This window comes from Halorubellus sp. JP-L1, from assembly GCF_011440375.1.
Lineage (GTDB): Archaea > Halobacteriota > Halobacteria > Halobacteriales > Natrialbaceae > Halorubellus.
This window is the reverse complement of sequence record NZ_JAAOIR010000001.1, coordinates 1,398,411-1,422,837: the sequence shown is the minus strand read 5'-3', so window position 1 is coordinate 1,422,837 and position 24,427 is coordinate 1,398,411. Positions and strand designations below refer to the sequence as shown.

Sequence of the window (24,427 nt, the reverse complement as noted above, 5' to 3'; positions counted from 1 at the left end):
ATGACGGACGACGACGCTGCACGCGAAGACGCGGACGCGAACGACGACGCCGCCGCGAACGACGACGCCGCCGCGAACGACGCGACTGCAGCCGACGCGACGTACCGGCGGGCGACCCACGACGACTACGCGGACGTCGAAGCGTTCACGCAGGAGACGTGGAGCGACCGCGACGGCAGCGACTACATCCCGCGGATCTACCACGACTGGATCGAGGCCGACGACCCCGACGCGCAGGAGACCCAATTCACGTGCGTCGCCGAAGTCGACGGGACGGTGGTGTCGATCGCACAGGTCGTCCTGCTCTCCGCGCACGAGGCGTGGTGTCAGGGAATGCGGACCGACCCGGCGTACCGCGGCGAGGGCATCGGGAAGGTGCTCACGCACGAGATGTGGGACTGGGCGCGCGAACGCGGTGCGACCGTCGCCCGGAACATGGTGTTCTCGTGGAACATGGCCGGCCTCGGGCACTCCCGGGGCGTCGGGTTCGCGCCCGCGACCGAATTCCGGTGGATGCACCCCGACCCGGACGCCGACGCGAGCCCGCCGGAGGGGTTCTCGCTCGCGGCGGACGTGAACGCGGCGTGGTCGTACTGGTCGGCGAGCGACGCCCGCGAGCACCTCCGCGGGCTCGGGCTCACCGCGGACGAGTCCTGGGCGGTGAGCGAACTCGACCGCGAGACGTTCGCGGACGCGGCCGACGAGCGCGCGCTCCTCGCGGTCCAGAGCGACCGCGGCACGCACGCCGTCACGTATCGCGTCCGCGAGTACGAGCGCGAGGACGACGACGGCGTGGAGCGGAGGCACGCCGAGTACGGCGCGGCCGCGTGGGACTCGATGGACGCGCTCCGTGCGCTCGTCGCCGGCATCCAGCGCGACGCTGCCGCTGTCGACGCCGACGAGACGCGCGTGCTCGTCCCCGAGACGGCGCGGCACGTCTCCGACGCGAGCCTCGCTCGCGCCGGCATCAGCGACGAACCCGACTTCGTCATGGCCGCCGACCTCACCGCCGACTACCGGAACGACGCGCACCTGCGCTGACGGCACCCGGTCTCTCTCGCGACGACTGCTCGCTCCTCCTGTCCGACCACACCGCCCCGTGAGATTAACGGCGTGCGACTCCTGGCCTCGAGTATGAGCGACGGCGACGTCTCCTCGACGACGGCGCTCGCGCGCCGGAACCTGTCGGCGTTCGCCGCCGACCTCCGGAGTCGCGAGTCGCCGCTGACCGGGGTCGTCGTCGCGTCCGTCCTCGCCGTCTTCGTCGTCCAGGCGGTGACTGCGACGCGACTGGGCGCCCCCATCGGCGTCGTCACCGCCGTGGTCTTCGTCGAAGAACCCGTGCTCGCGTGGCTGCTGTCGCCGTTCCTCCACCGCGACCTCGCGCACTTGCTCGCGAACGTCGCCGTCGTCGGGTTCGTCGGTCGCGTCGTCGAACGCGAGTTCTCGACGCGGGACTACGCCGCGTTCCTCGTCGCCGCCGCCGTCCTCGCCGGCCTCGGCGGGTACCTCTCGAAGGCCGCGTTCACGCCCGACCCCGTGACCGCCTACGGCGCCAGCGGGATCGCGTACGCCGTCGCCGGGTACGCGCTCCGGCTGCCGTTCCGCGACCACCCCGTTCGTCCAGACGCGCTCGCACCCGAGCGCGTGCTCGCGACCACCACGCCCGCCGAGCGCGTCGCCGCCGTGTTCGGCGTCGCCGCCGTCGCGACCGTCGCCGTCGACGTCGCCACCGGCCCGTACCTCGCGCTCGACTGGCTGAACGGCGCACACTTCGTCGGTCTGCTCGTCGGCGCGTGGACCGCGGGCACGCACCGACGCCACCGCGCGAACCGGTAGTCTCCCGGCGGCCTCGGGGCTCCCCGCGTCCGACCGCTTTTTGTAGCGCACGGGCGAACCACTGCTGCATGAACCGCGAGGAACTCGCCGCCAGCATCGACCACACCGTCCTCGGCCCCGAGACGACGTGGCGGGACGTCGAGACCGTGCTCGACACCGCCAGCGAGTACGGGATGAACGCGTGCATCCCGCCGTGGGCCGTCGCCGACGCGAGCGAGCACGCGCCGGACGTGACGCTCGCGACCGTGATCGGGTTCCCGCACGGCCAGCACGCCCCCGGCGCGAAGGAGGACGAGGCCGTTCGCGCGTGGCACGACGGCGCGGACGAACTGGACGCCGTGATCAACGTCGGCCGACTCAAAGCCGGTGACGTCGACGCCGTCGAGTCCGAGCTCGCCGACCTCGTCGCCGCCGTCCCCGTCCCCGTGAAGGTCATCGTCGAGACCGCGCTCCTCACCGAGGACGAGACGCACGCCGCCTGCCAGGCTGCCGTCGACGCCGACGCCGACATGGTCAAGACCAGCACCGGGTTCGCCGACGGCGGCGCCGAAGTCGACGACGTCGCCCTCATGAGCGAGTACCTCCCCGTCAAGGCCAGCGGCGGCGTCGGCGACTACGCGACTGCGAAGGCGATGTTCGACGCGGGCGCGGTCCGCATCGGCGCGTCCAGCGGCGCCGCCATCGTGGACGATTACGACAGTCAGCAGTAGGCAAGCGGTAGCGTGGACGATTACGACAGCCAGCAGTAGGCGGGCGGGTGCGTCGACGACGATAGTTTCGACGACGTGATCGCTACGGACTCGGTCGCGAAAGAAGAATCGCTGTCGCGTCGTCAGTCGTCGCGGCGGTTCACGCGAGCGAGCAGGAGCGCCGAGACGACGGCGACCGCGGCGAACGCCGCGGGCATCCCGAAGCCGGGCAGCCCGCTACTGTCGCCGTCGTCGGCGTTCGTGCCGTTGGTCGTCTCATCGTCGGGATCCTCGATGTCCAGGTAGTCGCGCGCCTCCTCCTGGTCCATCTTCGGGAACTCCGTCGTCGACGAATTCCAGTCGCCCGGCATGATCACTCGCGTCTCCTCGTCGACGGCCTCGTGCTCGCGGACAGCGCTCTCGGACGCGTTCTCGTCGAACGCACCCGTCACGTGCACGTACGCCTTCGAGTCGTCGTCGAGGTCGGCGTACATCGACGCGACGTCACCGCCGAACTCGTCCTCCATCACGTCACGGAACGAGGACATGTTCTCGAAGCTCGCTCCGGCCTGGAACTGGACTTCCTCCTCGGCGACGTCCACGTTCATCTTCGCCTTCTCGAAGTCAGAGCGCTGGAACGCCCGCACGAACCGCTGGACGTTCTGCGTGTCAGCGCCCGTGCCAGTGGACTGCGCGGACTGCAGGAGGTTCCCGAGCGTCTGGTCGACGAGGTCCTCCTGCTCCATGCTGTACTCCATCTCCGCGACGACTTGCTCGCCCTCGGTCTGCGCGCTCGCCGAGAACGACATCGTTCCCTGCACGGGCTCGCCGCGAGCCTCGAGTTCGCTCGCGTACGCCTCGTAATTCTGCGTCCCGTAGTCGACGGTCCCCTGCGCGCGGACCGCGTTCTCGCTCGGCGACGACATCGAGCCGTCCCACGAGACCGTCTGCACGAGCCCCGAGGCCTGCATCGCCTCGTAGTTCGTCCGCGCCGTCTCGACCTGCTCGGTGACGTTCTCGTCCTCGCTCGCCTCCGCTGCGAGGTCGAGGCCCGCCATCACGAGGGGCTCGTAGTTCGAGAGTTCGACGTCCCAGGACGCCTGCATCGACTTGCCTTCCGCGTCGACCGACGCGTGCACGCGGTCGACCTCGAGGTCGGCGACGCCGTCACCGACCGCTTGCGCCGTCTCGGTGGAGACGTCGACGTCCTCCGCGTTCGTGACCTGAGCGGCGACCTGCTGGCCGAGCGCGTCGTCGACGTTCGAGTACATGATCGTGTACTCGATGTCGAGCTTCTGGCGGCCGCTCTCGGTCGTCGCGAAGTCGTAGGACTCGACGGTCACGTCCGCGCTCCCGCCGAGCGAGCTCGCGATGCTCGCGTACTGCCGTTCGATCGTCTCGGTGGCGTTCTCGCGGGAGTTCCACTGTTCGGCGAAGTACGAGGAGACGTAGTACTCCTCGGAGGCCTGCAGTCGGTACTGGTTCGTGCCTTCCTCGAGCGTGTACTCGCGGTGCTGGAGCGTGCCGAGGTCCTGCGCGTACTCGGCGCTCGCGCTCCCGCTCGTCGTGAACTCGTTCGCGCTCACGGACAGCTCGCCGCTCGTCGACGCCGACTCGACGCTCGACGTCGTCGAGTACTCGCTGTCGTCGACGTACGTCGCGTCGAACGTCGCTCGCGCGGACGCGTCGCTGGGCGTGCGCTCGGCGGTGACGTCCACGTCGAGGTTCTCGAGGGTCTCCGGGCGCGGCGCCTGGAACGAGCCGTTCCCGGCGAGCGAGGACGGCTCGAGGACGACCTGGGCGTCGCCGGTGACGTTCGTCTCGTCCTCGACGTCGTCGCGGACGAGCACGTGCATGAGGCCTTCGGTCACGTTCAGGCCGAGGTGTCCGGTCGCGGTCGACGTATCGGTCGACTCGCTGGATTGGTTGTAGACGAGGACGGCGTCGCCGTTCTCGTGGACGTACACTTCGTCGGCCTGTTCGACGGTGTCGTTCGGCGCGTTCGTCGTCTGCGTTGCGTCGGTCGAATCGGCCATCGTCGACTCCGCGTCGGTCGAATCGGCCATCGTCGACTCCGCGTCGGTCGACGCGGTCTCGGGGGCGGGGGCCGTGGCCGTCGCTCCGGCCAACGCGGTGACGCTCGCGGCGCTCGAGCACACCACGAGGAGCGCCACCAGCACGGCCATGGACGGCGTCAGTCGGTCGGGGAGATGCATACACTACCTCCCTGGAACTGGCCGCCTATAATCGTTTTCCGTTTGACATTCCTTGCGGGCTGGTCCCACATTACGCGGCTACTGGACGTGAAACGTACCCCTTGGGCGGCGTTTTCGCGACGTCTGGTCGCGTGCGTGGACACGTCGGAACGCCGAGATACCACGTCTCGTGTCTGCACGACTGCTCGTGTCTGCACGACTGCCCGTGTCTGCATGACTACACGATCTATCGGGCGCGGACACGAGCGCTCTCTCGAAGCGGGTGTGGTGGGACGGGACCGGCCGTATCGTCGCGCTTTTGGTCGCGCGACGGCAATCACGGTGTACTCGCATGGCCCGGTACCACATCGAGACGTACGGGTGTACCTCGAACCGCGGCGAGAGCCGTCAGATCGAGAGTGCGCTCCGCGACGCCGGCCACTACAAGGTCGACTCCCCGGAGGCGGCCGACGTCGCCATCATGAACTCCTGTACGGTCGTGGAGAAGACGGAGCGGAACATGCTCCGTCGGGCCAAGGAACTCGAAGACGAGATCGCGGACCTCATCGTCACCGGCTGCATGGCGCTCGCGCAGGGCGAGGAGTTCGAAGCGCACGACGTCGACGCGCAGATACTGCACTGGGACGACGTCCCGCAGGCGGTCACGAACGGCGAGTGCCCGACGCCCGGCCCGGGAACCGAGCCCGTGCTCGACGGCGTCGTCGGCATCCTCCCGATCGCGCGGGGCTGCATGAGCGACTGCTCGTACTGCATCACGAAGCAGGCGACCGGGAAGATCGACAGTCCGCCAGTCGAGGAGAACGTCGAGAAGGCGCGCGCGCTCGTCCACGCCGGCGCGAAGGAACTCCGCATCACGGGGCAGGACACGGGCGTCTACGGCTGGGACGACGGCGAGCGCAAACTCCACGTCCTCCTCGACCGCATCTGCACCGAGATCGAGGGCGACTTCCGCGTGCGCGTCGGGATGGCGAACCCGAAGGGCGTCCACGGCATCCGCGACGAACTCGCCGCCACCTTCGCCGAGCACGACGAACTGTACAACTTCCTGCACGCGCCCGTCCAGTCGGGGAGCGACGACGTCCTCGGCGACATGCGCCGCCAGCACCAGGTCTCCGAGTACGTCGAGGTCGTCGAGACGTTCGACGACGCACTCGGGGAGTGGACGCTGTCGACGGACTTCATCGTCGGCTTCCCCACCGAAACGGACGCGGACTTCCAGCAGACGATGGCGCTCCTCCGCGAGACGCGACCGGAGAAGATCAACGTCACGCGGTTCTCGAAGCGCCCCGGCACCGACGCCGCCGACATGAAGGGCCTCGGTGGGACGAAGAAGAAGGAGCGCTCGAAGGCGATGAGCGACCTGAAGATGGAGGTCGTCGGCGACGCCTACGACGCGATGGTCGGCACGACGCGCGAGGACTGCCTCGTCGTCGAACACGGGACCGGGGACTCCGTGAAGTGCCGCGACCACGCGTACCGCCAGATCATCGTCCAGAACGCGAGCGACCACGGCCTCGAACCCGGCGACTTCGTCGACCTCGAGGTCACCGGCCACTCGACCGTGTACGCGTTCGCGGAGCCGGTCCGCACCCCTCAGCTCGCGGACTGAACCGGCGCCCGCACCACCACCTTCCTCCCCTCGACGTCTTCGACGGCCGTCGACACGTCGTTTCGACGCGCTTTTGGCGGCGAGTTGCGTCGCGGTACCCATGACCGACACGAACCCGCGCCAGCAGCTCGCGCGCCGCATCGGCGGCGAGATCACGCTATCTGACGATCCCGGCGCCACCATCCGCAAGTGGCGGACCGACTTCGACGTCAGCCAGACCGAACTCGCCGACGACCTCGACGTCTCCTCCTCCGTCATCTCCGACTACGAGAGCGGCCGACGCGAGAGCCCCGGAATCGGGTTCGTCCGCCGCGTCGTCACCGGCTTGCTGGACATCGACGAGGCCCGCGGCGGCGACCGCATCCGCCAGTACGCCCGCGTCGTCTCCGCCGGCTTCGAGTCGGACATCGTCTCCGACCTCCGCGAGTACCCCCGGACCGTCGACCTCGACCGCTTCTACGACGTCATCGACGCCACCGAAGTCCAATCCGGCGACGCCGACCGCGTCTCCGGCCACACCGTCATCAACTCCATCGCCGCAATCACGCGCCTCTCCAGCGAGGAGTTCTACCGGCTCTACGGCCAATCCACGAGCCGCGCGCTCGTGTTCACGGGCATCACGCGCGGCGAGAGCCCGCTCGTCGCTCAGCGCGTCGTCACCCCCACCCCGAACGCCGTCGTCCTCCACGGCCTCACCGAAGACGACCTCTGGGAGCACGCCCCCAAACTCGCCCGCGCCGACGGCTTCAGCCTCGCCGTCACCGACCAGGACCCCGACGAGATGCTCGACGCACTCGCCGCACTTCCCTGACGTATCACCCTCCCTCCCGAAGAACCCTCACTGCGCTCGGAACGACGAACGTACCCGCGACCGACGCTCCGCCACGCTCCGACCGACGATAGAAACGGGCCGCGACGCCTCGCGGCGCGCTTCGCGGAACGTCGCCTACGGCGACGCCCCGCGTTACTCCACGTACGTATACTTCCGTTCGCCCATGCGGCCCCAGCCGTCGAACACGAACTCGCCGCTCGGGGCGGTGAACTCCTCGAGTTCCGTGTCCTTCTCGTGATTGTGGCGGTCGTGGACCTCCTCGTACTCGCTCCAGGAGAGGTCGTAGCGGCTCTCGAGCTGTTCGTCGACGTTCAGCGCCGCGACCTCCTCGCGCCAGCCGTCCTGGACCGTCTCCCCGTGGATCTCCGCCTGCGCGCCGGAGCCATAGGATGCGACGAGCAAGTTCTCGCCAGCGAGGTCCCGGTCGTCGTCGTACGCGTCCTTCAGCGCCGCGATGCGCGCGACGTGCACGGACGCCGTGTACCAGTTCCCTACGTCCCGCGAGATCGAGAGCGTCGGCTCGACGGTCGCCGCGTACCACGACTTGTACTGGTCGGTGTCCTTCAGCGCGTCCATGTATTCGCGGACCGCGTCCTGGTACGCGCTGTCGTCGTCGAACGTCTCCCGGCGCGGCTGCCGACCGATCGTCTCCGCGAGTTCGTCCTCGACCTCGGTGTCGCGAGTGACGTGTCGGTACGCGAGCGCCGCGGCCTTCCGAACCATCCCCGGGTACGGCGTGTGGTACGGCGCGTACGCGAAGTCCGCCAACCGCACGTCACCGGCCACGCTCTCGTAGTCCTCGAGCGCTTCCCGCATCCGCGCGAGGTACACCTGCACGGAGCGCTTCCCGTCGACGCTCGGGAACTGCTGCTGGGGCTTCAGGAAGTCCGTCTCGTCCGCACTCCCGTACCCCTGCTCGGTCGAGAGCTCCACGAGGTCGGGGTCCTCGTCGATCAGCAGTGCGACCGCGCCCGCACCCTGCGTCGCCTCCCCGGAGTCGTCGCGCTCGTACAGCGCCGTGTCCGTCGCCACCACGATCGCCTTCCGACCGCGGTTCCGGCCCGCGCGAATCCAGTTGTACGCGTCGTCGACCGACTGCGTCCCCGCGATGCACGCGAACTTCCGCTCGCCCTTGTTCGCGTGATGGAAGTCGCCGTCGTAAACCTGCTCGAGACACCCCGCGATGTACGTCGAGAGCGGCTTCGAGTTGTCGAACGACGACTCCGTCGCCACGTCGATCCGCCCGATATCTTCGGGTTCCAGGCCCTTCCGATCCATCAGGCGCTTCGCCGCGTTCGCGCCCATCGTCACGATGTCCTCGTACGAATCCGGGAACGACGACGCCCGCAACCCGAGTCCCTCCGTGAAGTACGCCGGATCCTTGCCCTTCTCCACCGCGAACGTCTCCGCGAGATCGAGCTTCAGGTTACCGGTCCACAGCTCGACCGCATCGATACCGACGCTTGTCATACCCCGTACTGGCAGCGGGCGCTATATGGACGTGTCGATGAATAGTTCGACGGTCGTCGAATTCCTTTCGAAGGGTTTCGTTCAACCGCGAGGTGAACGAGACCGCAAGCGGCCTGAGCACGATACGAACCCACAACGACAACCGAATCACTCACTTAATTGTCGAGATCGGCGTCGATGTATATCGTCTTTGACGACCCGTCCTCGAAGGTTATCGTGATCTTGAGCGTGTACGAACTCTCACTTCCGTCCTGAACGCTATTCCAGCTAACCGCGTCACCGCCGGACGTACGGAACTGTTCGAATGTGAACGTGGCCACGGCATCGACTCCCACTTGTGGCTCCGAGCCGTAATCCGCGAACCCGTAGAACGCCCCGAAGGCGAACGCATCCCCGGTATCTGCAGTCCCGTCAGTACCGGACCCAAACACGTCCACTACGACTTCGGGACGGCTTCCCGGGGCCCCGCCACCTTGCTTATCGATCTCTACTGGCTCCCCTTCGACGCCACCGAAGTTACCTTCGACGCGGAAATCAGTAACGACGACGTCGTACTCGCCATCGTTCCGCAGATCAAAGATGACTGCCTCGTCATCGCCCCCAGTATCTGCGCTTCCGGACATGTACGTGACTCTATCAGCCATGTCCTCGCGAACCTCGACCGTGGTCGTCCCGACGTCGTCCTCGGTCGAGACTTCCACGTCTCGGTCACCCTTGTCGCCCTGTTGGGCGTCGTACGTCAGGGTCACGGTGTCGGTTGCACCGGCACCGAGCGTTAGGTCGACGGTGTCCTCGACCGACCCGTCGTCATCGAAGTCGAGGGCCACCGTTTGCGTTCCCTCCACCTCGCCCGTGTTCTGGATCTCGGCCGTTACCTCAAGCGTCTCCGCCTCGGTGATCGGCGAGTTCGTCGAGAGGCTCGTCACCTGGAAGTTCGGGTCTTCCAGTATCGTCAGGCTGGTCCCGTCGGAGTCCGACTCGGCAGAGACCGCGGGCGAGTAACTGCCCGCATCCCCGTCCTTGCTGGCGTAGGTCAGCGTGATGGTCCTCGACTCGCCGCTGTCGAGCGTCACGTCTCTCGTCTCGCCGCCGAGAACCCCGACGTCGAGATCGACCGTCTCAGTCCCGGAGCCACCACCGTTCGAGACGGTGACGACGACGTCGTACTCTTCGCCTTCGACGATCTCGGACGGCGTGTTCTCGGTGTCGATGGAGACGCTGAAGTCCGTCGGCTGCTGGACGCTGACGGTCTCGGTATCACTGGTGTCGGGACTTGCGGCTTCGACCGTGTAATCGCCCGTGGACTGATCGCTCGGCACGTCGTACTGGAGCGTGATCTGTTTCTCCTCACCGGGATCGAGTTTGACGAACTGTTGATCGTCGATATTCCCGTCCTGATCGAAGTCGAGAGTGACCTTCTTTTCGCCCGCTCCATTCCCGGTGTTCTTCACGTCGATCACGACGTCGAGCGTCTCACCCGCTGCAACGGGCTCGTTCGTGTCCCGGACGAACACGTCGTACTCCGCTTGCGTCTCTTCGACGGTCACCTCCCCGTTCGCTTTCGTGTCCTCACTGGCAAGCACGATCCCGACGTCGTTCCCTGCATCCCCCATCACCGTGCCATACGTTAGCGTGATAGTCCGTTGCTCACCAGGGTTGAGGTTCACGGACCGCGAGTCGACCTGTTTCCCGTCGAAGTCGAGCGTGATCGACTGAGTGTCCTCAGTATCGCCGGCGTTCTCTATGACGGTGTCGACTTTGAGAGTATCTCCTTCGAGAACCGGGTCGTTCGTCGAATCTATCTTGACGTTGAAGTACGGCGTGTCCGGAGGCTCTTCGATCGTGACCGTCCTCGATTCGGTATCGTCCTCGCTCTCCAGAGTGATTCCATAGTCTCCCGCCACCGTTCCCGCAGAGTCGTACGAGAGCGTAACCGTCTTCGTCTCACCGGGGGCAAGCGTCACGGGCTTACTATCGACTTCCGAGCCATCGAAAGAGAGCGAAATTATCTGTGTGCCCTCCGCAGCATCCGTATTCGTCACGCTCGTCTCGACGGACAACACCTCTCCTTCCACGATTGGGCTGTTCGTCGACGTCCCACTGAACTCGAAGGTATCCGAGCCACTTCCGCCGCCACCACCGGTCCCACTACTGTCCGTGTTCTTCACCGTCACCGTCGTCTTGACGTCCTCTGGCGTGCTCTCGTCGAACCCACTGCTCGGGTCGCTATCGAGACTCACGCGCACGGTGTCCGTCTTCGCGTCCCCGTCCACGTTCTCCGTCGTGTCGTACGTGAACGTCACCCGGCCGTCCTCGTCGGTGGTACGTTCGGTCTCCACGAGACTCCCCTGAATCCCGTCGTCATCACCGACGACGGCCGCGTTCACGCGTACGTCGCTCTTCGGATTGTTGTACTCGTCGCGGACCTCGACTGTGACGGTCGCGTCCACGTTCTCGTCGGTCGTCACGCTCTCTGTCCGCATGATGGCGTAAGACGCGTTCGTCATTCGCTCTCCCGACGAGAGCTGGCCGACCCCGACGCCCGCCACCTGCAGTCTGTAGGACTCGTCGGCCTCCATCTGGAACTCGATGACGTTCGCGGTCTCTCCGTCGACGGTTACCGTATCGACCTGCTGGACGCTCGCAACGTGTCCGCCACTGCTCTGACTGGAGAACTCGCGGTTGTCCTCGAGGATCTTCCGCCACTTCTGGGGCCCCAGTCGGGACACGATCCTTATCGTCACCTGCTCGCCACTGGGGTTCGTGACCGTCGTCGTCTTCGATGACGCACTCACGGGTTTGACGCCGACCGACGCCGTTCCACCCTGTTCGCTGTAGGACCCACGCACCGCGATCAACGTGATGTCGTCGCCGTCGAACATCGACTGCGAGTTCACCGTCAGCCTCTCGCTGCCGAAGTCGTTGTACACGAGCGAGTTTTCGATGAACGTCCGCGGCGCTCGCGAGTACACGTTGTAGTTCGGCTCGTAGACGAGAGCACCCGTCGAGTAGTCCCGCATATCGCCGTTCCAGAAGTCAGCGACGTCGTCGTTCGTCGCGACCGCGTTCTCGACTTCGATGTCAACCGAGGGGTCGTCCGTTCCAAGCGTTCGAAGTCGACCGTTTGGCCGGGGTGGGTTGACGAACAGCGTTCGCGCGGGATAGGTCGTCCCCAGTTCGACGGTCGTCGTCCGGCGGTCGGCGACCGCGGGCATCGACCCGATCGTGCCCTCGACGTCCTCGAGCTGGCCCTGGACCTGCTGGTTGTGATTGAACTCGATCTCGTTGTTCTGGTCGGGGACGACCGTGGCCTGGTAGCCCGCGATCGCGAGGACGACGAACGCAAATAGGATTATCGCGCCTACTTGCACGGCTGCTGCGCGGTCGTCCGACCAGAGCGACATCAGGAATTGATAACCAGTGCGCAACTAAAACGCTTGTTGCAGTCACCCCCCGAGTCCGAACTCGCCCGATGGGCCCGTTCGCGCGGTCCGCGCCGCGCGGATCGCTGACCGGAGTCAGTCCTCGTCGTCCTCTTCCTCGACGACCTCGGGGTCCTCCATCGCGCTCTGGAGGCTCGCGAGGCCGTTCAGCCAGTCGGTGACGGGGCCGAATTCGAGGTCGTCGCCGACGTTCGGCGTGAGTTCGCCGCCGTCGATGATGCGCGTCCCGGCTTGCGCGAGGTAGCCGAGTGCGGCCTCCATCTCGTCCTGGCTCTCGGCGTCGATCGCGGCCTGCACGTACTCCTCGACGCTGGCGTCCTCGGCGGGGCCGCTGTGGACGTACTCTTCGGCGGCGTAGAACACGACGACGAGACTCGTCTGGACGCTGTTGACGAAGAACAGCTTCTCCTCGTCGTCGAACGCGGGTTCAGCGAGGACGATCTCGTGGATCTCCCCGATCTTCTCGAGGGCCTCTTCCTCCTCGAGTTCGCCGTCGTCGTACGCGGCGACGACCTTCGCGACCGCGATGGCGGCGTCGTCCTGCATGAGGTCGAGGACGCGCATCGAGTCCTCGTCCTCGGGGTCGAGTTCCTCGTCGGCGATGCGGTCGATCCAGTTCTGCCAGCGTTCGGCCGAGTAGAACTCGGTCGGGGGAGTGCTCATGTGAGAGACTACGCCGGGCGACTGAAAGACCTTTCTCTCGGCGGCGTCCGTGCCGGCGGACAGCACGCGACACTCGCCTGACGTGTCGCCCGAGGGCGGACGGGCGGTGCGGCGGCGGACGGGCGGTGCGGCGGTCGTGGTCCTCAGGCGCGGTCGAGCGTCGCTTCGGTGTCGACGTCGTAGACGAGCGCCGGCGTCTCGACGTGTGCGCGACGCACGGCCTCGTCGTGGCCGTTCTCGAGGAGCCAGCGGACGCGTCGTGGCACGGTCTTCGGGCCGAGGACCGCGCCCGGTCGGTCGGGGTCGTCGACGAAGTCGGTCTCCATCAGGAACGGGTCGTCGCGTTCGGCGGCGACCTCGAGGCGATCCGTCTCGCTCATCACGCTCGGGACGGGGCCGGCGAGTTCGCCGAGCGCGTAGTGCTTGACGACGCGCGTGCGGTCGAGGCCCTCGGCTTCGGCCCACTCGGCGACCTCGGTCAGGTCGGTCGAGCCCTCCGTGTGGAGTTGTACCGCGCAGTCGAGGTCGGCGCCGTGTGCGAACGCCGACCGCATCACGTCGTTCGACGCGTCCCAGACGGCGTCGGTGACGTCGTAGTGCGGGCGGCCGGACTTCAGGGCGAGCGCGCGCCCATCGGCGACGTACTCGGCGGCGACGTCGATTCCGGCCTGCATCAGGTCGCGTGCGCCATCGGGGTCGCGGCCGTCGTCGACGAGGTGGGAGACGAGGCCGGGGTGGACGCCGAGGACGGGCCACGCGCGGCCGTCGAGGACGTCGGTCGCGCGGTCGACGACGTCGACGGTGGTCTCGAACACTCGTCTGAAGTCGTCCTCGTCGGCGGGGAGGCCGTCGAGGACGTGCCAGGAGGGCTTGTTCACGACCATGAGGTGCGTGCCGCCGAGGCGGTGGAAGTCCTCCACGGCGTCGATGCCGCGACCGCGGTCGGGGTCGAGGTGCATGTGGTCGTCGAGGACGGGGGTGTCGAGGGGGTCGGTCATCGGCAATGGTACGTGCGTGAGCGCAAATCAAAAATAGTATGGGTTCGAGACCGGATCGGCCCCTGGCTTGCGGTTTCCATACGACAGAGAACGATGAGTTAATGTTAATTCGTTATTAGTTTTCGACAGTCTAGGAAAGATATAAATGCAATCGGTCGTTCGTTGCTGGTGGGCATGGCAGATCGTAGCAACCACAAGCCTGACCGACGTACCTTCCTGCAAGCAACTGGCGTCGCCGCGAGCGCCGCCGCCTTCACGGCCATCACCCAAGCCACCCCCGGCCGCGAACCCGGGCCGAAGACGGGCGAATGGGTCGTGCTCACCGGCGCCACGACGAGCATGTCGACGGCCGAAGCCGAAGTGCAGGCGACGGTACCGGACGAGGCGAACGTCACGCATCGCAACGAAACACTCGGGTACCTGACCGTCGAGGACCCGAGCCCCGGCGCCGCGTCGATGGACTCCCCGATCGTCGAGGACCTGCGCGAGCTCTCGTTCGTGGAGACCGTCGAGCGAAACGTCACGTACCACGCATTCGCCGCGCCGAACGACTCGCTGTACGACCAGCAGTACGCGCCCCAGCAGGTGCGTGCGCCCCAGGCGTACGACACGACCGACGGCAGCAGCGACGTCACCGTCGCGATCGTCGATCAGGGCGTCTACTACGACCACCCCGACCTCCAGGGCCGCTTCGGCGCGAACAAGGGGTACGATCACGTCGACGGCGACGGCGACCCGGCGCCGGAGTCGATGAGCGAGGAGTACCACGGCACGCACGTCGCGGGCATCGCGTCGGCGACCACCGACAACAGTACGGGTATCGCGGGCATCTCGGACTCGACGCTCCTGTCCGGGCGCGCGCTCGGCACGGGCGGCGGCGGGTCGCTCACCGACATCGCCGACGCCATCCAGTGGGCGGCCGACGAGGGCGCGGACATCATCAACCTCAGCCTCGGCGGCGGCGGCTACAGGGAAACGATGAAGAACGCGGTGTCTCACGCCGTCAACAACGGCGCACTCCCGATCTGTGCCGCGGGGAACAACGGGGAATCGTCCGTGAGTTACCCCGCGGCGTACAGCGAGTGCGTCGCGGTGTCCGCGGTCGACTCGAACGAGGACCTCGCGGACTTCAGCCAGTACGGTGACAAGTGCGACGTCGCCGCGCCCGGCGTGGACGTCCTCTCGACGTGGACGGAGGACCAGTCCCAGTTCGGCGGCAAGTACAACAAGATCAGCGGGACGTCGATGGCGTGTCCGGCCGCGTCCGGCGTCGCCGCACTCGGCCTCGCGGCCGACCCCGACCTGAGTCCCACGCAGTTGCGTGCGCGACTGAAGAACACGGCGGTCGACATCGGGCTCGACGACGACGAGCAGGGTGCGGGTCGCGTGGACGCCCTGAACATCGTCGAGGCGGGCGACGATGACGACGACGATGACGACGATGACGACAACACCGCCCCGACGGTGTCGATCAACGCGTCCTCGACGACGGTCGACGTCGGTACCGCCGTCGAGTTCGACGGCTCCGGTTCGAGCGACCCGGACGGGTCGGTCGCGTCCTACGACTGGGACTTCGACAACGGCGAGACCGCGACCGGTGCGAGCGCGACGGTCACGTTCGAGAACGCGGGAACGTACGACGTGCAGCTCACGGTCACGGACGACGACGGTGCGTCCTCGACGGACGCCGTCGCGGTGACCGCCGAGTCCGGCGGTGGCGGCGGGTCCTGTGGTGACGTCACGGAGACCGAGAGCGTCTCCGGGTCGCTCTCGGGCTACTGGGACTCCGCGTCGATCACGTACGAGACCCTGACGAGCGACCCGTGCCAGGTGTCGTTCGTCCTCGACGGTCCCTACAGCGCTGACTTCGACCTGTACGTGACGTACGACGGACGGACGCCGACGACGTACGACTACGACGCGCGCGCAGCGACGTACGGCGCCGACGAGACGCTCGTTGTCGACGACGTCGACGCCGGCCAGACGTTCGGCATCCTCGTGGACTCCTACGACGGCAGCGGGAGCTTCACGCTCAGCGCCGAGGAAGTCGGGAAGTAAACGCCGCTCCCTCGCTGTCCGTTCGTCCCCACCACGGCACCCCGCTTTCTTCGCCTCGGTGGTGTCACGCTCGGTTCGCGTCCGTGCGCCCCGACACCGGCCGGTTCGCCGACGATCGGGTTCCTTCGCGTGCGTGCACTCACGCGCGCAAGTACCAACTGATGCGTGCTGCGTCGGGTCGACCGTCGGAGTGGTTCTGTGTCGTCGTGTGTCCGTGCGGATCGGTCGTTGGGTCTGCTTCCGGGTCGGATTCCAGGCGCGCGCGAGTCGTTCACACGCTGCTGGGGCTCCCAGTCGGTGCCGAACGCCCGAGTTTCCCGTAACTCTATTCACATTTCTGCTGACGCGGTTCGTCTCGACTTCGTGTCAGTATCTCCCGTGGTTCGTTCCAGCACGACGGTCCAGCCCAGTCACGTCCTCGAAAACACCTTGGAAGTTCCGTTTAGTTTTACGAACGGCGTTCATATAATTTGTCGCCATTGTCGGTTACGGATTGTTTCAGATTACTATTGATTTAGGGCCAGATGAACAAAATATAAATACGTGGGTGGCAAGTGCTGCGTTGTGTCATGACAGGCGATGACAGTCACTCTTGGGCGCGACGAACGTTCCTGAAGACGACCGGTGCGGCGGGCGCTGCGGCAGCGGTCACCACGACCGTCTCCGCGGACACCGGACAGGAGAAAGTGCGACTGAACTTCGGGACCGCGAACTCGGCCTCGATGTCCACGGCCGAAGCCGAGCTCCAGTCGGAGACCCCCGGTAACGCGGAGGTCTACCGCCGCTCGAACGACCTCGGCTTCATCTCGATGGACGTCCCGAAACAGGCGGCGGAGAACGTCAAGGAGGCCTTCGCGAAGAAGGACAAGTTCCGCTACGTCGAGTACGACCAGCAGCTCCACGCGATGGAGACACCGAACGACGAACTGCTCGACGAACAGTACGCACCCCAGCAGGTGCGTGCACCGACGGCCTACGACACGACCAGCGGGAGCAGCGACGTCACGATCTCGGTCGTCGACCAGGGCGTCTACTACGACCACCCCGACCTCCAGAGTCGCTTCGGGTCCGTGAAGGGCAAGGACTTCGTCGACTCGGACTCCGACCCGGCGCCGGATTCGATGGCCGACGAGTACCACGGCACGCACGTCGCGGGCATCGCGTCGGCGACCACCGACAACACCACGGGAATCGCGGGCATCTCGGACTCGACGCTCCTCTCCGGGCGCGCGCTCTCCGAGGAAGGCAGCGGTTCCACCGCCGACATCGCGGAGGCGGTCCGCTGGTCGGCCGACCAGGGCGCGGACGTCATCAACCTCAGCCTCGGCGGTGGCGGCTACACGGACACCATGAAGAACGCCGTGAGCTACGCCGTCTCGAACGGCGCACTCCCGATCTGTGCCGCTGGGAACGACGGCTCGTCGTCCGTGAGCTATCCCGCCGCGTACAGCGAGTGCGTCGCGGTGTCCGCGGTCGACTCGAACGAGCAACTCGCGAGCTTCAGCCAGTACGGCGACAAGTGCGACGTCGCCGCGCCCGGCGTGGACGTCCTGTCGTGCTGGACGGAGGACCAGTCGACGTACGGCGGCAAGTACAACAAGATCAGCGGGACGTCGATGGCGTGTCCGGCCGCGTCCGGCGTCGCCGCACTCGGCCTCGCGGCCGAACCGGGCCTGAGCCCGAACGAACTCCGGAACCGCCTGAAGAACACGGCCGTCGACATCGGCCTCAGCGAGCAGGAGCAGGGCGCGGGTCGCGTCGACGCCGCGAACATCGTCGACGCCGGCACCGGTGGCGGGAACGACGGACCGAGCGCGTCGTTCACCGTCAACCCGTCCTCGCCCACCGCGGGCGAGTCCGCGACGTTCGACGCGAGCGGCTCCAGCGACCCCGACGGCTCCATCAGCTCCTACGAGTGGGACTTCGGCGACGGCTCGACCGACGGCGGAGAGTCCGTCAGTCACACGTACGGCTCGGCGGGCGACTACAGCGTCTCGCTGACCGTCACGGACGACGACGGTGCGACGGACACCGCGACCGAGACCGTCTCCGTGCAGAGCGACGGCGGTGGCAACGGTGCGCCGACGGCGTCGTTCTCCGTGTCGCCGACCGCGCCCGTCGAGGGCGAGACCGTCTCCGTGGACGCGAGCGCGTCCTCGGACGGCGACGGCTCCATCGATTCCTACGAGTGGGACTTCGGCGACGGGTCGACCGCGAGCGGCGTGACGGCGTCGAACGCGTACGCGTCCGCCGGCGACTACGCGATCACGCTGACGGTGACCGACGACGACGGCGCGTCGGACACGGCCAGCCAGAGCGTCACCGTCGAGAGCGAGAGCGGCGGGTCGTGTGGCGACACGTCGACGTCGGAGTCCGCCGACGGCTACCTCTACGGCTACTACGACGACCAGTCGTTCACGTACGGCATCGAGCTCGCGGACCCGTGCCAGGCGACGGTGTCGCTCGAGGGCCCGTCCGGGACCGACTTCGACCTGTACGTGACGTTCGACGGTCGGACGCCGTCGACGTACGACTACGACGCGCGGTCGATCACGTACGGCTCCGACGAGCAGATCGTGGTCGACGACGTCGACGCCGGGCAGGAGTTCGGTATCCTCGTCGACTCCTACGACGGCAGCGGGTCGTTCACGGTCACGGTCGACGAACTCGGGAAGTAACGACGACTGAAGCAGGCGGCTCCCCGACGTCGGTGCCTGCGTAGGGCACCGCCACTCTCCGTTCTCGACCCGATAGCGTCTCGCTTCGCAATCCCTTCGTTGACGCCTCGGTGCGCGCTTGCCTCGGCAGCGTCTCGCTTCGCGTTCGCGGTCCCGTTCGAGTCGGTTCGGTCGTCGCTACTCGAGGATGTGGGCTTCGTTCGCGGCGTTCGTGAGGGCGTCCGAGCGGCCGTGTTCGCCGGGGGCGATGGCGACCGTGCGGACGCCGCGGCGGCCGGCGGCCTCGAGGAGCGGCTTGAAGTCGGTGTCGCGCGAGAGGACGACGAGCGTGTCGATGGCGTCCTCGACGACGGCTTCGGTGGCGTCGATGGCGAGCTTCACGTCCACGTCGCCGCTGGTGACGACGACCTCGAACCCGCGGGCCTCGGCGGCCTGGATGAGGCCGGGGGTGGCGTGCTCGTTGAGGTAGATCCTGGAGATGACGAGGTCGCCGCTCTCGCGGCCGACGTCGCGGACGTCGTCGAGGTCGACGTCGAACTCGTCGCGGAACGTGTTCGGGCCGTCGACGAACACGCCGACGCGCCGCGGGTCGTGGCCGCCGGTGGACAGGAAGCGGTCGAGGAGGCCGGGCATCGACCGTCCGTTGGCGGGTCGCTCCCATAGGCGTAGCGATGTGCTGGCCTGGTGGCGTGAGTGACGACGTCGACCGCGCGTGGCGTGCTCGCGCGTTCGTTCTGGCCGGCGAACCGGTCTCGCCATTTCCTGGAAGCGATTCGCACCCGTCTTCCATCCCTCGCGGACATCCTCTCTAGACGAAGGTTCGACGGCTCCGGTTCGCGTGACTCCGACGGCTCGATCGCGTCCTACGGGTGGGACTTCGGTGACGGGGACACGGCGGCCAGTGCGACCGTGATGCACGCGTTCGAGAGCGTCGGCGAGTACACGGTGGCGCTCACGGTCACGGACGACGACGGTGCGTCGTCGTCGGATTCGATCGCGGTGACCGTCGAGGACACCGGCGGGTCGTGTGGCGATACGTCGGCGAACTCCACGGCGTCGGGGTACCTGCGTGGCTGGTACGACGACGAGTCGTTCACGTTCACGCCGGACCTCGAGGATCCGTGCCAGGCGACGTTCAATCTGGACGCTGGCAGTCGCGTGGACTTCGACCTGTACGTGACGTTCGACGGTCGGACGCCGTCGACGTACGACTACGACGCGCGGTCGATCACGTACGGTCCCGACGAGCAGATCGTGGTCGACGACGTCGACGCCGGGCAGGAGTTCGGCGTCCTCGTCGACTCCTACAGCGGCAGTGGGTCGTTCACGATCTCGGTCGACGAGATCGGGAAGTGAGGGCCTCGCTGACCGACGCGTCGTAGTTCCCCCTCGCGCTCGTCGCTGGCGTGTCGCGCGCCGCGACCGCGAGTATATTTCTCCAATGCGCAGATAAAATCAGTACGTTCTTCCATACTCGATAGTATCATTCTTCTCATCCGGACAAAACGCTTATATAACCATTGGGAATTTCCATTGACAATTTTACATTCTTTGGTCCATGTTCGAAAACGTTTAATATTACCTTGCATACCGGGAGCTTGCAGCATGGCAGATGATGACACTCGACACCACGGGCGTAGAACTTTCCTGAAAGCAACCGGTGCGGCAGGCGCGGCAGCGGCCCTCTCGGGCGTAACCGCAGCGACCCCCGGACGAGATCCCGGCCCGAAGGAGGACGAGGTCCTCGTCGGCGTCTCCGCCGGCGTCGACCTCCGCGGGACGGTCCAGCAGCACGTTCCCGGTAACGCCGAGATCGTCCACCAGAACGACGGCCTCCGGTACGTCGCCGTCAAGTTCCCGGGCAACGACACCGCTCGCGAGAACTTCAAGGACGCCGTGACGAAGCGCGACGCCGTCAAGTACGCCGAGGACAACGTCACCCACAGCGCGCTCGCGACACCGAACGACCCCGACTTCTCCCAGCAGTACGCGCCCCAGCAGGTCAACTCAGACCAGGCGTGGGACACGACGTTCGGCGACTCGAACGTCACGATCGCCGTCGTGGACACGGGCGCGCAGTACGACCACCCCGACCTCGAGGGGAACTACGCGTCGAACCCGGGCCGGGACTTCGCCGACGGCGACAGCGACCCGTACCCCGACGACACCCAGAACGAGTACCACGGCACGCACGTCTCGGGCTGTGCGGCCGCGGTCGTCGACAACGGCACGGGCGTCGCCGGCCAGGGCAACTCCTCGCTCATCAACGGGCGTGCGCTCGACGAGGGCGGCTCCGGTTCGACCGCCGACATCGCGGACGCCGTCGAGTGGGCGGCCGACCAGGGCGCGGACGTCATCAACCTCAGCCTCGGCGGCGGCGGCTACACGAGCACGATGAAGAACGCCGTGAGCTACGCGACGGACAACGGCGCGCTCGTCATCGCGGCCGCCGGCAACGACGGCACGCAGGGCGTCTCCTACCCCGCCGCGTACAGCGAGTGCGTCGCGATCTCGGCGGTGGACTCGAACGAGCAGCTCGCGAGCTTCAGCCAGTACGGCGACGACGTCGAACTCTGCGCGCCCGGCGTCGACGTCCTGTCGACGACGACGGAGGCCCGCGGGAGCTACGAGGAACTCTCGGGGACGTCGATGGCGACCCCCGTAACCTCGGGCGTCGCCGGCCTCACGCTCGCACAGTGGGACCTCGCGAACAACGAACTCCGCAGTCACCTGAAGAACACCGCCGCGGACATCGGTCTCTCCAGCCAGGAGCAGGGTAGCGGACAGGTCGACGCGTACGCCGCGGTCACCACCGACCCATCCGACGGCGGCGACGGCGGCGACGGCGGCGACGGCGGCGACGGCGGCGACGGGTCCACGAGTAGCTCCGTCTCCGGCAGCCTCAGCGGCTACTGGGACTACGACGACTACTCGTACGGCTGGAACTACGACGCGCCGAGCCAGGTCGTCGTCGAGCTCGACGGCCCGAGCGACGCCGACTTCGACCTCTACGTGAACACGGGGACGACGGCGAACGCCACCCCGAGCGACTACGACTACGCGTCGTACTCCACGGACAGCCAGGAGTCCATCACCATCGACAGTCCCGACGACTCCACGGACATGCAGATCGACGTCGACTCCTACAGCGGGAGTGGGAGCTACACGCTCACGATCACCGAGTACCAGTGAGGACTGCGCTCGGCCTCCCCTGACCGGACGCGGGCTTCCAAATCGGACGATACGCGACGGGCGCGTGACCGGTCGACCCCTCCTGTCTTCGCCACGTCGCGCGAACCCGAGCGTTTTACCGGCATCCGCTTGGTACGCGGAGGCGTGGGCCTGTACGACCGCTATCTCGCGCTCCGCGTTCGCACCGTCGACGCCGCCGTCCCCGAGCACGTCGCGCTCGTCATCACCGAACGCGACCTCCTGGAGCAGGGGGCGTACGACACGCTCACGGCGTTCTTCGGGTGGGCGTTCGAGTACGGGGCGACCGAGGTCACCGTCTACGTGAGCGTCCTCGACCGGGCGGCCGCGCCGACGCTCGCCCGTGAACTCGAGGACCTGGACGCGCCGCGCGAGGTCGCCGTCCGCGAGCCCGACGACCTCGAGCGTGCGGACGCCCCGATCACGGTCGGCATCGGCCTCGGCGGTCGGAGCGAGTTCACCGCCGCCATCCGCGACCTCGCGACCGCCGTCGACGACGGCGACCTCGAGCCAGCGGACGTCGACGAGAGCGCCGTCGAGGACCGCCTCGTGTTCCCGCGCGAACCCGACCTCGTCATCAAGACAGGCGCGGAACGCCTCAGCGACTTCATGATCTGGCAGAGCGTCTACAGCGAGCTCTACTTCACGGACGTCAACTGGCGGGACTTCCGGGAACGGGACTACCTGCGCGCCATCCGCGAGTACCAGGACCGGAACCGTCGGTTCGGCGAGTAGTCGGTTCGGCGAGCAGTCGGTTCGGCGAGCAGTCGGTTCGGCGAGCAGTCGGTTCGGCGAGCAGTCGGTTCGTGCGCTCGGCGACGTCGAACGCATCGCCGCTCCCGAGCGCGGACGTTATACGGCACGTGCCCCTACGTCGACCATGGACATCGGCATCATCGGGTCGGGGAATATCGGGAGTACTGCGGCCAGGCACTTCGTCGACGCCGGTCACGACGTCGCAATCAGCAACTCGCGCGGTCCGGGGTCGCTCGACGCGCTCGTCGACGACCTCGGACCGAACGCCCGTGCGGCGACCGTCGAGGACGCCGCCGCGTTCGGCGACGTCGTCCTCGAAGCGATTCCCTTCGCCGAGTACGAGAGCCTCCCCGCCGACGCGCTCGCGAACACGACCGTGATCAGCGCGTCGAACTACTATCCCGACCGCGACGGCGAGATCGACCTCGACGGACTCACGGAGACGGAGGCGGTCGCCGAGCACCTCCCCGACGCGCGCGTCATCAAGGCGTTCAACACGATGGACTACGAGACGCTCCGCGACGAGTCCCGTCCCGAGGCGGATCCCGCGGACCGACTCGTCCTGTTCGTCGCCGGCGACGACGCGCTCGCGAAGGCGACCGTCGTCGGCCTCATCGAGGACATCGGGTTCGCGGCCGTCGACCTCGGGCGACTCACGAACGGCCAGCTCATGGAGCCCGGGTCGCGCATCTACGGCGAACCGATGACGCTCACCGAGGCCGAATCCCTCCTCGAGAACCTCACGTTCTGACCCCCGCGGCGGACGCCGTCCCGCAGGAGACCCCGTGGCGAATGGAAAGACCGAACTACGCCGACGGCGCGGATGCAGGTATGACAGCCGGTTTCTTCGATCGCGTCGCCGACCGCATCGCGTCGACGGGGAGCGTCGTCTCCGTCGGCCTCGACCCCGACCCCGACCGCATCCCCGACTTTCTGGCCGACCACGACCTCCCGCGGTGGGCGTTCAACCGTCGCGTGATCGACGCCACGCACGAGCACGCCGCCGCCTTCAAGCCCAACGCCGCGTTCTACGAGGACCCCGACGGCTGGCGGGCGCTCGAGGAGACCGTCGCGTACGCGCACGGGAAGGGCGTCCCCGTGCTCCTCGACGCGAAGCGCGCGGACATCGGGAACACCACCCGCCAGTACGCGCAGGTGCTCGACGACGTCGACGCCATCACCGTCAACCCCTACATGGGTCGGGACAGCCTCCAGCCGTTCCTCGACCGCGCCGAGAAGGGCGTGTTCGTGCTCTGCCGGACGTCGAACGAGGGCGGCAAACACCTTCAGGATCACGAGCTCGCGGACGGCGGTACGGTCTACGAGCACGTCGCGCGCCTCGCGAGCACGTGGAACGAGCACGGGAACGTCGGGCTCGTGGTCGGCGCCACCACGCCCGACGAACTCGAGTCCGTCCGCGAACTCGTCCCCGACCTTCCCTTCCTGGTGCCGGGCGTCGGCGCGCAGGGCGGGGACGCCGAGGCCGCCGTCGCGCACGGCCTCGCGACGCGCGACGGTCGCGACGTCGGTCTCGTGAACTCCTCGCGCGGCATCATCTTCGCCGGCGAAGGCGCAAGTAACGAGGACGCGTACTTCCGCGCCGCCGGCGACGCCGCCAAACGACTCGAGCGCCGCCTCGACGAGCACCGCTAGGTTCGTCGCACCCGCGACGACCACGGCGGTCACGGCCGCGCTCGTCCCGCCACGCCCCGCGACCGCGCCGAACGCTTTTGTCGGTCGCCCAAGAGTACGCGAGTATGCAGGACGTAGCCGTCCACCTCTGGGTGGGTGACCAGGACGACGTCGTCACGTACACCGTCGCGGTCGAGGACGGCGTCTTCGACACGCAGGAGGCGATCGACAAGGCCAGCGCTCGCGCGCACGCCGACGGCCACCGGGACGTGAACCTCAAGGAGATCGAATCGGCGTAACCAGGTTCGGCGAGCGCGGCGACTCGGGGGAGCGC

General features: G+C 67.3%; 19 protein-coding genes. 13 read left to right on the top strand and 6 right to left on the bottom strand.

The annotated features are described in order from the left end of the window. The 3 genes from G9C85_RS07180 to deoC all read left to right on the top strand — a co-directional run bounded on the left by G9C85_RS07180 (position 1) and on the right by deoC (position 2,549). Complete coding sequence (locus G9C85_RS07180; protein ID WP_166038340.1) at positions 1-1,041, top strand: GNAT family N-acetyltransferase; 1,041 nt, start codon at positions 1-3, stop codon at positions 1,039-1,041. Between the two features lie 93 nt (positions 1,042-1,134). Beyond that, a complete protein-coding gene (locus G9C85_RS07175) occupies positions 1,135-1,839 on the top strand; it encodes a rhomboid family intramembrane serine protease (protein ID WP_166038338.1) in 705 nt (234 codons plus the stop codon). A 68-nt stretch (positions 1,840-1,907) separates the two neighbouring features. Beyond that, on the top strand, positions 1,908-2,549 hold the full coding sequence (gene deoC / locus G9C85_RS07170; RefSeq protein ID WP_166038335.1) for a deoxyribose-phosphate aldolase: 642 nt from the start codon (positions 1,908-1,910) through the stop codon (positions 2,547-2,549). A 122-nt stretch (positions 2,550-2,671) separates the two neighbouring features. Here deoC and G9C85_RS07165 read toward each other — a convergent pair whose 3' ends face one another. Further along, positions 2,672-4,744 carry a hypothetical protein gene (locus G9C85_RS07165; RefSeq protein WP_166038334.1) on the bottom strand — a complete coding sequence of 691 codons (2,073 nt, stop codon included), beginning with the start codon at positions 4,742-4,744 and terminating at the stop codon, positions 2,672-2,674. Positions 4,745-5,075: 331 nt separating this feature from the next. On the opposite strand from G9C85_RS07165, the gene G9C85_RS07160 reads away from it, so the two are divergent. Together G9C85_RS07160 and G9C85_RS07155 are read left to right on the top strand one after the other, a co-directional pair. After that, a complete protein-coding gene (locus G9C85_RS07160) occupies positions 5,076-6,353 on the top strand; it encodes a tRNA (N(6)-L-threonylcarbamoyladenosine(37)-C(2))-methylthiotransferase (protein WP_166038332.1) in 1,278 nt (425 codons plus the stop codon). Positions 6,354-6,453: 100 nt separating this feature from the next. Then, a complete protein-coding gene (locus G9C85_RS07155) occupies positions 6,454-7,164 on the top strand; it encodes a helix-turn-helix domain-containing protein (RefSeq protein WP_166038330.1) in 711 nt (236 codons plus the stop codon). A 153-nt stretch (positions 7,165-7,317) separates the two neighbouring features. Here G9C85_RS07155 and hmgB read toward each other — a convergent pair whose 3' ends face one another. The 4 genes from hmgB to G9C85_RS07135 all read right to left on the bottom strand — a co-directional run bounded on the left by hmgB (position 7,318) and on the right by G9C85_RS07135 (position 13,759). Continuing rightward, entirely contained in the window at positions 7,318-8,655 is a 1,338-nt protein-coding gene (hmgB, locus tag G9C85_RS07150; protein ID WP_166038328.1) for a hydroxymethylglutaryl-CoA synthase, read from the bottom strand. Between the two features lie 155 nt (positions 8,656-8,810). Beyond that, entirely contained in the window at positions 8,811-11,123 is a 2,313-nt protein-coding gene (locus G9C85_RS19215; protein ID WP_166038326.1) for a CARDB domain-containing protein, read from the bottom strand. Positions 11,124-12,173: 1,050 nt separating this feature from the next. Next, on the bottom strand, positions 12,174-12,761 hold the full coding sequence (locus G9C85_RS07140) for a DUF2150 family protein (RefSeq protein ID WP_166038324.1): 588 nt from the start codon (positions 12,759-12,761) through the stop codon (positions 12,174-12,176). Positions 12,762-12,904: 143 nt separating this feature from the next. Next, positions 12,905-13,759: a TatD family hydrolase gene (locus G9C85_RS07135; RefSeq protein ID WP_166038322.1), complete on the bottom strand. Its 855-nt coding sequence runs from the start codon at positions 13,757-13,759 to the stop codon at positions 12,905-12,907. 174 nt (positions 13,760-13,933) lie between these two features. Between G9C85_RS07135 and G9C85_RS07130 the strand changes: the two genes are divergently transcribed. Further along, the gene (locus G9C85_RS07130; RefSeq protein WP_166038320.1) at positions 13,934-15,817 is read left to right on the top strand and encodes a S8 family serine peptidase; all 1,884 of its coding nucleotides are present in this window, start codon (positions 13,934-13,936) and stop codon (positions 15,815-15,817) included. A gap of 569 nt (positions 15,818-16,386) precedes the next feature. After that, complete coding sequence (locus G9C85_RS07125) at positions 16,387-18,495, top strand: S8 family serine peptidase (protein ID WP_166038318.1); 2,109 nt, start codon at positions 16,387-16,389, stop codon at positions 18,493-18,495. A gap of 177 nt (positions 18,496-18,672) precedes the next feature. Here G9C85_RS07125 and G9C85_RS07120 read toward each other — a convergent pair whose 3' ends face one another. After that, positions 18,673-19,128, bottom strand: a complete 456-nt coding sequence (locus G9C85_RS07120) for an NYN domain-containing protein (protein WP_166038316.1) — start codon at positions 19,126-19,128, stop codon at positions 18,673-18,675. 60 nt (positions 19,129-19,188) lie between these two features. On the opposite strand from G9C85_RS07120, the gene G9C85_RS07115 reads away from it, so the two are divergent. From G9C85_RS07115 to G9C85_RS07090, 6 genes are all read left to right on the top strand, one after another. Then, on the top strand, positions 19,189-19,851 hold the full coding sequence (locus tag G9C85_RS07115; protein WP_166038314.1) for a PKD domain-containing protein: 663 nt from the start codon (positions 19,189-19,191) through the stop codon (positions 19,849-19,851). A gap of 249 nt (positions 19,852-20,100) precedes the next feature. Then, the gene (locus G9C85_RS07110) at positions 20,101-21,687 is read left to right on the top strand and encodes a S8 family serine peptidase (protein WP_166038311.1); all 1,587 of its coding nucleotides are present in this window, start codon (positions 20,101-20,103) and stop codon (positions 21,685-21,687) included. A 144-nt stretch (positions 21,688-21,831) separates the two neighbouring features. After that, on the top strand, positions 21,832-22,440 hold the full coding sequence (locus tag G9C85_RS07105; protein WP_166038309.1) for an undecaprenyl diphosphate synthase family protein: 609 nt from the start codon (positions 21,832-21,834) through the stop codon (positions 22,438-22,440). Between the two features lie 145 nt (positions 22,441-22,585). Further along, positions 22,586-23,212, top strand: coding sequence for an NADPH-dependent F420 reductase (locus tag G9C85_RS07100; protein ID WP_166038307.1), 627 nt, complete (start codon positions 22,586-22,588; stop codon positions 23,210-23,212). An 80-nt stretch (positions 23,213-23,292) separates the two neighbouring features. After that, entirely contained in the window at positions 23,293-24,114 is an 822-nt protein-coding gene (gene pyrF / locus G9C85_RS07095) for an orotidine-5'-phosphate decarboxylase (RefSeq protein ID WP_166038305.1), read from the top strand. A gap of 104 nt (positions 24,115-24,218) precedes the next feature. Next, positions 24,219-24,392 carry a hypothetical protein gene (locus tag G9C85_RS07090; RefSeq protein ID WP_166038303.1) on the top strand — a complete coding sequence of 58 codons (174 nt, stop codon included), beginning with the start codon at positions 24,219-24,221 and terminating at the stop codon, positions 24,390-24,392. Positions 24,393-24,427: the final 35 nt, after the last annotated feature.

Coding starts and splice junctions, on each gene's coding strand:
- G9C85_RS07165 (WP_166038334.1), bottom strand. CDS start 4,744: ATGCATCTCCCCGACCGACTGACGCCGTCCATGGCCGTGCTGGTGGCG.
- G9C85_RS07160 (WP_166038332.1), top strand. CDS start 5,076: ATGGCCCGGTACCACATCGAGACGTACGGGTGTACCTCGAACCGCGGC.
- G9C85_RS07120 (WP_166038316.1), bottom strand. CDS start 19,128: ATGCCCGGCCTCCTCGACCGCTTCCTGTCCACCGGCGGCCACGACCCG.
- G9C85_RS07110 (WP_166038311.1), top strand. CDS start 20,101: ATGGCAGATGATGACACTCGACACCACGGGCGTAGAACTTTCCTGAAA.
- pyrF (WP_166038305.1), top strand. CDS start 23,293: ATGACAGCCGGTTTCTTCGATCGCGTCGCCGACCGCATCGCGTCGACG.
- G9C85_RS07100 (WP_166038307.1), top strand. CDS start 22,586: ATGGACATCGGCATCATCGGGTCGGGGAATATCGGGAGTACTGCGGCC.
- G9C85_RS07090 (WP_166038303.1), top strand. CDS start 24,219: ATGCAGGACGTAGCCGTCCACCTCTGGGTGGGTGACCAGGACGACGTC.
- G9C85_RS07125 (WP_166038318.1), top strand. CDS start 16,387: ATGACAGGCGATGACAGTCACTCTTGGGCGCGACGAACGTTCCTGAAG.
- deoC (WP_166038335.1), top strand. CDS start 1,908: ATGAACCGCGAGGAACTCGCCGCCAGCATCGACCACACCGTCCTCGGC.
- G9C85_RS07180 (WP_166038340.1), top strand. CDS start 1: ATGACGGACGACGACGCTGCACGCGAAGACGCGGACGCGAACGACGAC.
- G9C85_RS07135 (WP_166038322.1), bottom strand. CDS start 13,759: ATGACCGACCCCCTCGACACCCCCGTCCTCGACGACCACATGCACCTC.
- G9C85_RS07140 (WP_166038324.1), bottom strand. CDS start 12,761: ATGAGCACTCCCCCGACCGAGTTCTACTCGGCCGAACGCTGGCAGAAC.
- G9C85_RS07175 (WP_166038338.1), top strand. CDS start 1,135: ATGAGCGACGGCGACGTCTCCTCGACGACGGCGCTCGCGCGCCGGAAC.
- G9C85_RS07130 (WP_166038320.1), top strand. CDS start 13,934: ATGGCAGATCGTAGCAACCACAAGCCTGACCGACGTACCTTCCTGCAA.
- hmgB (WP_166038328.1), bottom strand. CDS start 8,655: ATGACAAGCGTCGGTATCGATGCGGTCGAGCTGTGGACCGGTAACCTG.
- G9C85_RS07155 (WP_166038330.1), top strand. CDS start 6,454: ATGACCGACACGAACCCGCGCCAGCAGCTCGCGCGCCGCATCGGCGGC.